Here is an 11133-nt window from a genome sequence, read left to right as displayed (position 1 = left end):
CCCGTCGCCAGAAAAATAGTGCGGTAACGCTGTTCACTTTCGGCCAAAACACCGATCGCAGCTTTCACCCTGAAAGCAAGGAATGTTGTGATCCCAATGGCAGCAAGGCTGACGAAGCAACGTCCCATCGACTCTTCGAGTGCAGGCAGCCCTTCGCCATGCGAAATCAAAAACCCTAAAACGGTAAGTCCGATACAGCCAGCGCCGATCAGAACGAGCCCTATCTGGGTTGCAAAATTAAGCGATAGCAAGACCACGAGCACGTAGAGCACCGCAATGGCGATGTCCAAGGATGTCAATGTGTCCAGCAGGAAAACCGCTGCAGCAATAATAGCAGCAGCGGTTCGCGAAAATCTTAATGTGTTTAGGAATGCAAAATTCATGATGACACTGAAACGGTCGCTTGCCAACCGCGGAGCTATGGCTGCTTCGATACCTCGTGAGGCCCCTGTCACAATCGCTGTTTCTCTCTCTTTCGTGGACATTGTAAATCCCCCTTTCAGCAGTCGTCTCGCAGCAAGGAAATGCCGACCTTGTCAGCGAGCGTCGTATCGGCAAAGGCCGGAACGCAGAGCCCTGTAGCGATCGCTGCCGCGGCAATCGTCTGCTTGAAGAAGTTCATGATTCTCTCCTGTATTGATATCAAAGAGGTGGTTCGGCCCTTCAGACCGATCAGCGTGATGCCTTCGATGAAGCGCCTTTGCGCCGCCAGAAACGCCACGACCAGGGGAAGTGTGTGATCACCAGGGTCGCTGCCATGAGCGCCCCGGCCTCGGCGGCACGGAAGAAGAGCCGACCAAGCGGCGGCGTCGCCCTTTCCATACTGGTGATGATGATCAGCGGCCAGATCGTTCCAGTGCGCAACCACGGAGGAGATCGCGAACGCCGTCACCGCGCGGTCTTGTTAGGCTCGCTGCATGACGGTTATGTCTCAGATTGATGACAGTTCAATGACTATCTCGTGACATGGAATGGGGTTCGTATAGCACCTTCAGGAAGAAGGAGCATCGCATATGGCCCGGGCGGTGCTCGCAATGCTGACTGCGGGCCAAGCGAAGACGCCGTTAGCCTTTCAGCTCACCTATGGCGGCATGGTGGGATTTGGCCTCGATCCGGCGAAGCCGTAACAGCTTTCTGGTGACATCGATGAAGGCGCGCAGCTTCGGCTGCGCCTGCGCACGTTGCGGAAAGTAGAGGAAGAGCCCCGGCGTGGTGGGCAGGTAAGGCTCCAGCACGCGGACAAGCAGTCCGGCACGCTGCTCCTGTTCAACTGCGATGTCGGCAACATATGAAAGGCCGAGCCCAGCCTTTGCGAAAGAGACAAGCAGCGCGCCATCATTGACGATGAGCTTTCCCGGAGGATCGACCGAAAGGGGGCGCCCCTCGCGTTCGAACTCCCATCGATAGAGGGCGCCGGAGGCCGGGAAGCGATATCGGATAGCCTCATGACGGGTCAGGTCTTCGGGAGTTGCCGGGCGGCCGTGGGTAGCCAGGTAGGAGGGGGCGGCCACGACAGACCAGACGATATCGCGCGAGAGCCTTACTCCCACCATGTCGCGTTCGACATATTCGCCGATGCGGATGCCTGCATCGAAACCGCGCCCCAGCAAGTCTACAGTTGCGTCCTCCACAGCGACTTCGACTGTAACCCCTGGATGCGCGTGCCGGAAGGCCGGCACCACGCGATCAATGATAAGGGGCACGGCCATACGGGGTACCGTGAGGCGCAGGAAACCTGAAGGTTCATCCCCCATGGCTCCTGCCGTTTCGATGGCTCCCGCAATGTCGGCAACTGCAGGTGCCACACGCGACAACAGGTCTGCGCCCGTCTCGGTCAGACGGACCCGGCGCGTGGTGCGAACAAACAAGGGTGTGCCGAGCTTCGCTTCGAGTGCCTTTACTGCCTGGCTTACGGCTGCAGGGGAAACGCCCAGCCGTGCGGAGGCCGCCGTGAATCCGCGTGTTTCCGCTACGGCGAGGAAGGCGGCCAGACCGGAGAAAGGGTCAGGTATCATGCTCATACGATTATAAAGTTATACTAAATAGTGCACAAAGCTACCCGCGATTTTTCCAGGCAATCGCTTGGGTTACTCTCCCGCAAACATATTGTGGAGGAACCAAGCCATGACAAACATGTCTGAGGAAATGACAGCGGTTCCGCGGCGGCAGGTTCTAGCGGGCATGCTTGCCGCAGGTACACTAGCCGGGCAGAATTTCGTGACATCAGCGTCGGCAGCCGCGGAGACACCGGGCGCGTTGGCAGGCAAGGTGGTAATCGTCACGGGTGCCACTTCCGGCATTGGAGCCGTGACGGTAGCGGCTTTCGCCCGTGCGGGCGCTCGGGTCTGCTTTAATGGAAGACGCGAGGCACTCGGTCGCCAGGTGGAAGCAGAGGTACGCGCAGCGGGCGGCGACGCCGTCTACCTTAGATCGGACGTGCGCGACGCCGGGCAGGTGGAGCGTTTCGTATCTGACGTGGTCGAACGCTATGGCGGTATCGATGTCGCCTTCAACAATGCAGGGATCGACTTGCCGCCAGCGCCAATCGCCGAAACGGACATCGCCGGTTTCGACGACCAGATCGCGACGAATCTGCGCGGAGTATTTGTCTCAATGAAATACGAGATGCCGCATCTGGTGCGCTCGAAGGGAGCCATGATCAACATGGCGTCCATTGGCGGTCGCCATGCTTTCCCTAATATTGTTGCCTATGGCGCCTCGAAAGCCGCTGTCATTCACATGACACGCGCAGCCGCACAGGAGTATGGCCGCGACGTCCGTATCAATGCAATCGCGCCAGGACCGATCGAGAGCCCGATGCTTGAGCGAGTGCGCCGGGACTGGAATGTTACAACCGAACAGCTGGTTGCACCCTATCCGATGCGCCGGGTGGGTACGCCGGATGAAGTTGCAGCGTTGGTGCTGTTTCTCGCTGGCAATCAAAGCTCGTATCTGAGTGGACATGTGATCGGCATTGACGGCGGCGATCTTCCGTAAACTAAGCTAATAAAGCTGCGAGGGTCGTCACGTTGGAAGCCCGCCTCGAGGTAGACACAACGTGCCCTCGCTGCCGACGGGCGGCGGCTAAAATCTATCTCATCAATATCGGCCTTCAATGCTACTTGCGAAGTCCCTCCAGCATCGTCCTGAACCCAGCGACTGCCCGCTTCGAAACCGTCTCCGGCTTCTCCGCATTGGCGATCCACAGCGCCATGTGGCTGCTGGCGCCATTGATGAGGCGGGCGGCGGTTTCGGTGTCGATGTCGATGATCTCGCCATCGGCCTTGAGACGGTCGAGGCTATGGGAGAGCGCTGCGATGCAGCCGGGGGTGTTCTGCCATTGCGAGATGTCGCCCAGCACGGCCGGGCCGTCGCGGAACATGATGCGCTGGATCTCGGGCTCGAGCGCCATTTCGATATAGGCGGCGCATTCGTCGACGAAACCCTGCCAGCGGGTAGGGGCCGATGCCGAGACCTTGTTGAGGCGTTCGGTCATTTCCGCGTCGATTTCCAGGAGCACGGCCTGGAGTAGGCCCTTCTTGTCGCCGAAATGGTGATAGAGGGCGCCGCGCGTCAGCCCTGCTTCGCCGGTGAAATCGTCCATTGACGCCTCCGCGTAGCCGATCCTGCCGAAGGCATGCCGACCGGCCGCGATAAGCTTGGCGCGGGTCTTTGCGATCATTTCCGTTCGCGGCCTGGCCATGGCGTCTCCTTTCTTACACATACGCGGCGTATATTTTATTTGACATACGTGGCGTATACCATTATCTCGATTACATACGCCACGTATGTAGGTATCGCATTCGATAGCTGAAAGGAGTGCACTGTGTCAAATCCATACAGGGAAATATTCCGGGCACCGGGGGCGAAGGGCTTCTCCGCAGCCGGCTTTTTCGCGCGCCTTCCCATAGCCATGGCGCCGATCGGGATCGTTGCCATGCTCTCCCAGACGCTTGGCGAATATTGGCTGGCCGGCGCGGTCTCGGCGACCTATGCGCTGACCAACGCGCTGATTTCGCCGCAGATTTCGCGGGCGGTCGACCGGCTCGGCCAGACGGCGGTGGTCGTGCCGACCACTGTCGTGTCGGTGGTGGCGTTCATCGCGCTGATCGCAGCGGCCAACCAGAACTGGCCAGCCTGGACGCTGTTCGTCTCGGCTTTCCTCGCGGCAGCCATGCCAAGCATTCCGGCGCTGATGCGGGCCCGCTGGACGGAGCTCTTCCGCAACCGGCCCGAGCTCAATACGGCCTTCGCGTTTGAAAGTGCCGCAGACGAGCTGGTCTACATCGCCGGCGCCTCGCTGTCGGTGGGGCTTGCGGTGGCAATGTTCCCGGAAGCCGGCATGATCGTGAGCACAGCTTTCTTGGCACTCGGGACGGCCGCCTTCATCCTGCAGCGCGGCACCGAGCCCAAGGTGCGCCATGTCGCGGGCGTCGTTTCGGCGGGCTCGGCGATCCGACAGCGTCCGGTGCAGATCATCACGCTCGCGCTGATCTTCGTCGGCTCGATCTTCGCGACGGCTGAAGTGAGCGCTGTCGCGATCACTAAGGAGCTTGGGCAGCCGAATGCCGCAAGCCTGGTGATCGGCGTCTATGCCGTCGGTTCCTTCGTGGTAGGCCTGATCCTCGGAGCGCTCAACCCGCGCATGGCCCTGCACCGTCAGCTGCTGATCGCGGTGGGCGTAATTGCACTGACCTCGTTGCCACTGCTCGTCGCCGGCAGCTCGGTGACCCTGCTTGCCGTCGCCGTCTTCGTGAGCGGTATCGCGATCTCGCCAACTTTCATCACAGCCTTCGGCCTGATCGAGCGCCGCGTACCGGAATCGATGCTGACCGAGGGCGTGACTTGGGTGATGACCGGTATCGGCATCGGCATGGCGCTGGGCGCCTTCGTCTCGGGCTGGGTGGTGGACAATTACGGTCCCGAGAACGGCTTTTGGGTGTCTGTGGCAGCCGGGACCGCGACCGTCGGGATCATCGCTCTCGGCCAGCGGACGCTTTCGGGCGACTGCACCGACGGAGCGGATTGCGCGGTGCTGGAGCATTCCGCGCCATAGGGATGGGAACATCTTCGTTCAGCACAAGCGCGATGACCAAAAACAGGCACAGCCATCGCAATCAGCCGCGCCGTAAAGCATCGTCATCGTCGGTGGTGGTTCATCGGGCTTTGCCGCGGCAGAAATGCTCCGCCGGAGGGACCTCCAAGGTAGCATTACCATGCTGAGCGCGGCCTCCGCCGCTCCGGTCGACCGACCGAACTCATGGCGGAAGCTGAACGGTGATCTTGATCGATGAATAATAGGCGGCGACATTCGCTATATCCTCATCGCTCAAGCCCTTGATCACGACCGTCATCTGCTCGTTCTTTCGCTCGCCGGCCTTGAAGGCGGTCAACGCCTTCACGAGATAAGCCTCCTTTTGGCCAGCAATGTTCGGCGCGTCTGGCAGCTTGGCGAGGCCGTCCTTTCCATGGCAAACCTGGCATTTCGACATGACCTTTTTGCCTGAGGCGGCATCACCTGCGGCCTCCGCGACGGTGGAACAGGCGACAAGAGCGGCCAGACTTACTATCAAACCACGAATATCAACCTCCTATGCCTAGCAGGGCGCGACCGATTGTGACGTTCACTCAAGTACCATAAGAAATCCGCCATACTGCACCGGCTAAATCGTCGGATACCAGCAGTGAACCGTCGTTAAGCACCTGAACATCGACCGGACGGCCAAGATACTCGCCGTTCTCGCTCAGCCAGCCTTCCGCGAATACCTCCGTCTTGTCGGCTGAGCCGTCTGCCTTGAGCGAGGTGAACAGCACCCGAGCACCCACGGGGTCTACCCGGTTCCAGGAACCGTGCTGGGTCGAAAAAATGCCGCCCCGATATTTCTCAGGGAACTGTTTGCCCGTGTAGAACGACAGGCCGAGGTCAGCTGCGTGAGCGTCTTGCTCGACCGCCGGGAAAATCACCCCTTCGGGCACAGTGGCGTCCTTGTACTCAGTGGTGCGGGTCTTGCCGCCGCCATACCATGGGAAGCCAAAATTCTGGTCCGGCCCGGTAACATGGTTCATTTCACCCGGGGGGATAGTGTCACCCATGCCGTCGACCTGATTGTCATTCACCCAAATTGTCTTGTCCTTTGGATTGAAATCAATGCCGAGGGGATTGCGCATACCGCGGGCGTAAATCTTGCGGTCGGAACCATCCTGTTTCATGCTGATGATACCGCCGATACCCAGTCTCTGGAACTCTGGGAGTACGTCGGGCGCTGGCACATTGAAGGGCTGGCCGATAGTGATGTAGAGTCGGCCATCAGGCCCGACGCGGCAGGTGCGCGCCGTGTGATTGTAGCTCTCATTAGACGCGGGGATCAGTTCACCTTCCTTGACGATGGCGAAAGCTGCGACATCCGGGCCTTCATAGAAAAACTCGGCAGCCGGGAACCAAAGGACTCGGTTCTGTTCGGAGAGATAAAGGTGACCATCCCTGGAGAAACAAACGCCGTTCGGCACTGCCATTTTGATCGAAGGCGCGAACACCTTCACATCGTCGGCGACCCGGTTCTTGTCCCGGTCGGTCATGGAATAGACCAGCTCCTTGCGGGTGCCGACAAAAGTCACAACACCTTGCGGTCCCACGGCCATGTGACGGGCATCAGGAACGAGGGCATAGAGACTGACCTTGAAGCCATCCGGAACTTTGATTTTCGCCGCGATTGCTTTGAGAGCTTCGGCATTCTCCCCAGTCTGCGGAATCGGCTGCATCATCGGTGTGCCGGTGGTCTTGAAGCCGCCAAGTTTCTCGAGATTAGCGTCCTGCGCAGAGGCGGATGTTAAACTAAAGACAACTGCACATGATAAAACGAAAACGAGTTTATTGATCACGGTATCCTCCCAAGGGGCCAGATACTACGCTGCGGCAGTTCTTTTTTGTTTGAAGTTTCGGTACCGGGCGTAGACTTTACAAGTCTTACTCAACACCAAGAAGTATTGCACAGATTGATTTTCCTGACAATAAACCGGGTTTTCAGCTGTCTCAAGACCGGCAACGTCAGCCACCGTAGAGGTAGTTCGGTAGCCAGAGCGTTATGCCGGGCCAGATATACATGATGATCATGCAAACGATCACGATCAGCATGTAAGGCATCATGCCTGCGAATATCTGGTTGAGTGTGACGTGCGGTGGAGAAACGCCTTTGAGATAGAACGCTGACATCGCGACCGGAGGCGACAAGAACGCCGCTTGCAAATTCACGAAGACGAGAACACCCCAAAGAACCGGGTCGATGTTGAAGTGCTTCAACATCGGTAGAAAGATCGGCACGAAGATGATGATGATCTCGGTCCATTCGAGCGGCCAGCCGAGAATAAAGATGATCGCTTGCGACAGGATCATGAACTGTACTGGCGTCAGGTCGAGGGACAGCACCCATTGTTCAAGTAGCGCCTGACCACCGAGAATTGCAAAAACGGCGGAGAACAGGGCCGAGCCGACGAAGAGCCAACAGACCATGGCCGTGGTTTTCGCGGTGAGGAACACCGCTTCCTTGGTGCGCTTCCAGTTGAGAGTTCTGGCGTGAAACGCCAGCAGAAAGGCACCGGCTGCACCGACGGCTGCAGACTCCGTGGCCGTGGTGATTCCGAACAGAATGACGGCGAGCACGACAATAGTGAGAACGCCCAGCGGCATCACGGATGAGGTCAGTAGCTTTACGACCTGTAGTCGCTCGGCATTCATATTCCGGTAGTAACGCACGAGCACAACCGCAGCGAGTGCGGCAATGAGGCCGAAAGAAACGTAGAAACTGGTCGACGGCCCAACAGGTCCCGTCGGCGCCGCGTCCACCACCGGTGAGCCGAGCTGCTCCAAGCCAGCTGGGGCTTCGGTGTCCGCTGTGGACTGCCGATGGACGACGACATACCACCAAACCAGTAAAAAGGTGATTGCTGTCAAGGCGAACGGTATCAATGCGGCACAGAAATTCTTGAGCAGCTTCCGGTAGGTAAGAGGTCCATCCTCGGCCACTAGCGCCATAGCCTTGGATGGAGCGAACAATGCTGAAAAAAGTCCGACAAGCATGTTGCGTGAGTACGTTTCCTGAAAGCTTCTCATCCATCCAGGGACCGGAACTTTTGTTTGTTCCTCCGGCAAGGGTGGAGCAATCTTCGGATTGATTGTCGCCCAGGCGAGTATGTAGACAAGATAAAGGAAGGCGAGGAAAAAGCCGGGGAACATCGCGGCGGCGTAGAGCTTCACGACGGACTGCCCCGCGACTGCCGCATAAACAATGATCATGACGGACGGCGGGATCAAAATTCCTAGCGTACCGCCCGCAGTGATTACGCCGGAAGCGAGCTTCACGTCATATCCGGCGCGCAGCATCGGGTTGAAGGCAATCACTCCCATCAGGACCACCACTGCGCCAACGAGGCCGCTGGCGATGCCCCAGAACGTGCAGACGATGAGCGTTGCAATGGCGAGTGACGCAGGTACGCGCCGGAAGGAAAGCTGGATGCTATAGAACATCTTGTCGACCAAGGCTCCACGTTCCATCACGTACCCCATGAGCACGAACAAGGGGATGGAAATCAGAACGTCGTTGGTCATGGCTCCATAGGTGCGCTGAACCATCAGATCGAAGACACGATTATCTATCCAGTGTTCCGCTGGGTTGTAGAACGCATAGAAGCCGAAAAACATGCCGAGGCCCATCAGCGTGAAAGCTGTCGGGAAGCCCATCACGATAACCACCACGATGAGCATCAGCATCGTTAGTCCAAGGACTGGATCGCTCACGTTTGCAGGTCTCCCCCTGAACCACGTTTGCGCGCGGTTTCATCAATTTGTTGTGCGCGCTCGATCGCGACTTTGCGCGTTTCCTCATCCACATGCTCGCTGTGCGCGAGCTGCTCCTCGACCACGTCGATCTCCGCGACATCCTTAAGCCGGCTAGGCCATTCCCCGGTCTGGAGACAGACGATACAGCGTGTGATTTCAGCTATTCCCTGAAGCATCAAAAGAGCACCAGCCAACGGAATGACGGATTTGAAGTAGTAGATTGGCGGGCCTTCGGCCGTCACAGTTGAATGCTCGCCGATCCTCCACGAGAGCGCAGCGTAGTCGTAACCCGCGTAAACGAGGGCGGCGATGCCCGGCAGAAAGAAGACGATGTACAATACCAGATCAAGCGCCGCCTGCGTCCGGGGCCGCATAGAGCTGTAGAGAAAGTCGCCGCGCACATGGGCGTTCTGCGCCAATGTGTAGGCCCCCGCGAGCATGAACAAACTGCCATAGAACATGCTGCTGGCGTCGAATATCCATGCCGTGGGCATGTTCATCATGTAGCGCTTGAAGACCTCGACGCAGACAAGCGTCATCAGCCCGATGATGAGCCACGCCGCGGCCTTTCCAAACCACACGCTGATTGCATCGACCGTATTCAGAAAATGCTGAACGTTCACGCATGCCCCCGATGGCGAGAGAATATGTAGGCAAACAAAGCATCATCGGATCAAAAATGCCAATGATGCTTTACCAGTTTGGAGTGTACGTCAGATCTTCTTCGCCGCCGCGTTCTCTCCGAAATAGTGATCGAATGCCATCCGCCGGCTGACGACCGTATCCTGTTCCCATTGCGTTGCCCTCTCGGCGAAAGCGATCTGCGATACGAGGATCTCCTTGAAAAGCGGGTTCTCCCCTGCCTTTTTCTTCGCGACCTCGTCGTAGACCTCCAGTTGCTTCTTGAGGATCACGTCCGGTGTCTTGTAGAATTTGACCTTATCGGCCGTCTGCATCTCACGATAATCTTTCGAATAGCGATCGATCGCCTTCCAGTGCATATCCTGCGAGGCAGCTTCGGTCGCATTGCCGATGATGGCCTTCATTTGATCAGGCAGTGCATCGTATTTCGTCTTGTTGAACAGGATTTCAAACTGCTCCGCATTCTGGTGATAGCTCTGCAGCATGCAGATCTTGGAGACGTCAGGAAAACCAAGTACACGGTCAGACGAGGCATTGTTGAATTCGGCCGCATCAAGCAATCCGCGGTCCAATGCCGAGACGATTTCGCCGCCCGGGAGCGCGTTGACCGCTGCGCCAAGACCAGTGAAGACATCAATGGAGATGCCAACGGTACGGAACTTCAGGCCATTGATATCTTCGACCTTCGCAATCGGATTTTTGAACCAGCCGAGCGGCTGCGTCGGCATCGGCCCATACGGGAAGGAAACGACATTGGCGCCTATGGAGTCATAGAGCTTTGCGAGAAGCTCCTTCCCGCCGCCATATTTGTGCCACGCGAGCAGCATGTTGGCATCCATGGCGAAGCCAGGCCCTGAACCCCAAAGTGCCAACGCTGTTTGCTTGCCGTAATGATAGACAAGTACGCCGTGGCCGCCGTCAAGCGTGCCTTGTGACACCGCATCAAGCAGGCCAAACGCAGGGACCACGGCGCCTGCTGGCAGCACCTCGATCTTGAGATCGCCGCCTGTCATGTCATTGATCTTTTTGGCAAAATCGAGTGCGAACTCGTGAAAGATATCCTTGGAGGGCCATGTGCTTTGCCAGCGCATGTTGACAGGCCCTTGCGCCTTGACGACGCTCGGCGCAGCGACCATCGCCGCGCCCGCCACCGCTGCTCCACTCAGGAACTTGCGGCGCGAAGTCTTCTCCCATGTTTGGTTCCTTGATTTGGTCATTTGCTCCTCCCAAAGCACGAGGCTCATGTGCCCCGCCACACAATACTACTCAATGACCGTACAAGCCAAGTCCACTCAATGACGCTCAAAGCAAATATTTCAAAAGGTTGGCGATAGATACTACGGTTTGGGATCGCTGGACTTTCCGGCGTCATCCCGAGTCGTTGCTAAGGCCCGCGTCAGCAAGTTATTGATTCCGGTGGGTAGGGTAGCAGTTACCTTCAGGCTATGGCGACGCCAATGCTTGGGAGGGCAAGTTCGGTATCAAGATGGCCTGGTAGCGATCGCGGGACCAACTGAGGCACGTCATGTGACACTTGAACCTTCTCAATGGCCGCTCCTGGCGGATATCGTTGAAAAACTCGGAGTTTGAGCATCCTCGACGCTCTGCGCGAGGTTTTTCAGGACGTTTGCAAGGCGGCCCTGACTCTGACGCGGCTG

10 protein-coding genes and 2 pseudogenes are annotated in these 11133 nt (G+C 57.9%); 2 read left to right on the top strand and 10 right to left on the bottom strand.

The features are described 5' to 3' along the window. The 4 genes and pseudogenes from FHS21_RS30165 to FHS21_RS30155 form a co-directional block, all read right to left on the bottom strand. Window positions 1-485 (bottom strand): annotated as a pseudogene (locus tag FHS21_RS30165) (hypothetical protein); the annotation flags it as partial. Window positions 486-499: 14 nt separating this feature from the next. After that, window positions 500-622 carry a hypothetical protein gene (locus FHS21_RS31305; protein WP_281386190.1) on the bottom strand — a complete coding sequence of 41 codons (123 nt, stop codon included), beginning with the start codon at window positions 620-622 and terminating at the stop codon, window positions 500-502. Window positions 623-658: 36 nt separating this feature from the next. Beyond that, a pseudogene (locus FHS21_RS30160) lies at window positions 659-895 on the bottom strand (carbohydrate ABC transporter permease); the annotation flags it as partial. A 169-nt stretch (window positions 896-1064) separates the two neighbouring features. Further along, window positions 1065-2015, bottom strand: a complete 951-nt coding sequence (locus tag FHS21_RS30155; RefSeq protein ID WP_183665822.1) for a LysR family transcriptional regulator — start codon at window positions 2013-2015, stop codon at window positions 1065-1067. A 109-nt stretch (window positions 2016-2124) separates the two neighbouring features. Between FHS21_RS30155 and FHS21_RS30150 the strand changes: the two genes are divergently transcribed. After that, a complete protein-coding gene (locus FHS21_RS30150) occupies window positions 2125-2997 on the top strand; it encodes an SDR family NAD(P)-dependent oxidoreductase (protein ID WP_112529484.1) in 873 nt (290 codons plus the stop codon). A 121-nt stretch (window positions 2998-3118) separates the two neighbouring features. Here FHS21_RS30150 and FHS21_RS30145 read toward each other — a convergent pair whose 3' ends face one another. Further along, window positions 3119-3703 (bottom strand): TetR/AcrR family transcriptional regulator, encoded by a 585-nt coding sequence (locus tag FHS21_RS30145; protein ID WP_112529486.1) that lies wholly within the window; start codon window positions 3701-3703, stop codon window positions 3119-3121. Window positions 3704-3826: 123 nt separating this feature from the next. Between FHS21_RS30145 and FHS21_RS30140 the strand changes: the two genes are divergently transcribed. Further along, window positions 3827-5056, top strand: coding sequence for an MFS transporter (locus FHS21_RS30140; RefSeq protein WP_112529488.1), 1230 nt, complete (start codon window positions 3827-3829; stop codon window positions 5054-5056). A 202-nt stretch (window positions 5057-5258) separates the two neighbouring features. On the opposite strand, the gene FHS21_RS30135 is transcribed toward FHS21_RS30140, so the two are convergent. The 5 genes from FHS21_RS30135 to FHS21_RS30115 all read right to left on the bottom strand — a co-directional run bounded on the left by FHS21_RS30135 (window position 5259) and on the right by FHS21_RS30115 (window position 10692). Next, window positions 5259-5573 carry a c-type cytochrome gene (locus tag FHS21_RS30135; protein WP_210283679.1) on the bottom strand — a complete coding sequence of 105 codons (315 nt, stop codon included), beginning with the start codon at window positions 5571-5573 and terminating at the stop codon, window positions 5259-5261. Window positions 5574-5628: 55 nt separating this feature from the next. After that, window positions 5629-6879: a PQQ-dependent sugar dehydrogenase gene (locus tag FHS21_RS30130; RefSeq protein ID WP_112529492.1), complete on the bottom strand. Its 1251-nt coding sequence runs from the start codon at window positions 6877-6879 to the stop codon at window positions 5629-5631. Between the two features lie 166 nt (window positions 6880-7045). Then, entirely contained in the window at window positions 7046-8791 is a 1746-nt protein-coding gene (locus FHS21_RS30125; RefSeq protein WP_112529494.1) for a TRAP transporter large permease, read from the bottom strand. After that, window positions 8788-9456, bottom strand: a complete 669-nt coding sequence (locus FHS21_RS30120) for a TRAP transporter small permease subunit (protein WP_112529496.1) — start codon at window positions 9454-9456, stop codon at window positions 8788-8790. Before FHS21_RS30120 ends, FHS21_RS30125 begins: the two co-directional genes overlap by 4 nt. A gap of 90 nt (window positions 9457-9546) precedes the next feature. Next, entirely contained in the window at window positions 9547-10692 is a 1146-nt protein-coding gene (locus FHS21_RS30115; RefSeq protein ID WP_183665820.1) for a TRAP transporter substrate-binding protein, read from the bottom strand. Window positions 10693-11133 lie beyond the last annotated feature (441 nt).

It is taken from the genome of Phyllobacterium trifolii, from assembly GCF_014192095.1.
GTDB lineage: Bacteria > Pseudomonadota > Alphaproteobacteria > Rhizobiales > Rhizobiaceae > Phyllobacterium > Phyllobacterium trifolii.
The sequence above is the reverse complement of the archived record's forward strand: the minus strand, read 5'-3'. Positions and strand labels throughout refer to the sequence as shown.

What these genes read in the sequence shown, in the direction of transcription:
- FHS21_RS31305 (WP_281386190.1), bottom strand. Translation starts at nt 622, where the DNA reads ATGAACTTCTTCAAGCAGACGATTGCCGCGGCAGCGATCGCTACAGGG.
- FHS21_RS30145 (WP_112529486.1), bottom strand. Translation starts at nt 3,703, where the DNA reads ATGGCCAGGCCGCGAACGGAAATGATCGCAAAGACCCGCGCCAAGCTT.
- FHS21_RS30115 (WP_183665820.1), bottom strand. Translation starts at nt 10,692, where the DNA reads ATGACCAAATCAAGGAACCAAACATGGGAGAAGACTTCGCGCCGCAAG.
- FHS21_RS30150 (WP_112529484.1), top strand. Translation starts at nt 2,125, where the DNA reads ATGACAAACATGTCTGAGGAAATGACAGCGGTTCCGCGGCGGCAGGTT.
- FHS21_RS30155 (WP_183665822.1), bottom strand. Translation starts at nt 2,015, where the DNA reads ATGATACCTGACCCTTTCTCCGGTCTGGCCGCCTTCCTCGCCGTAGCG.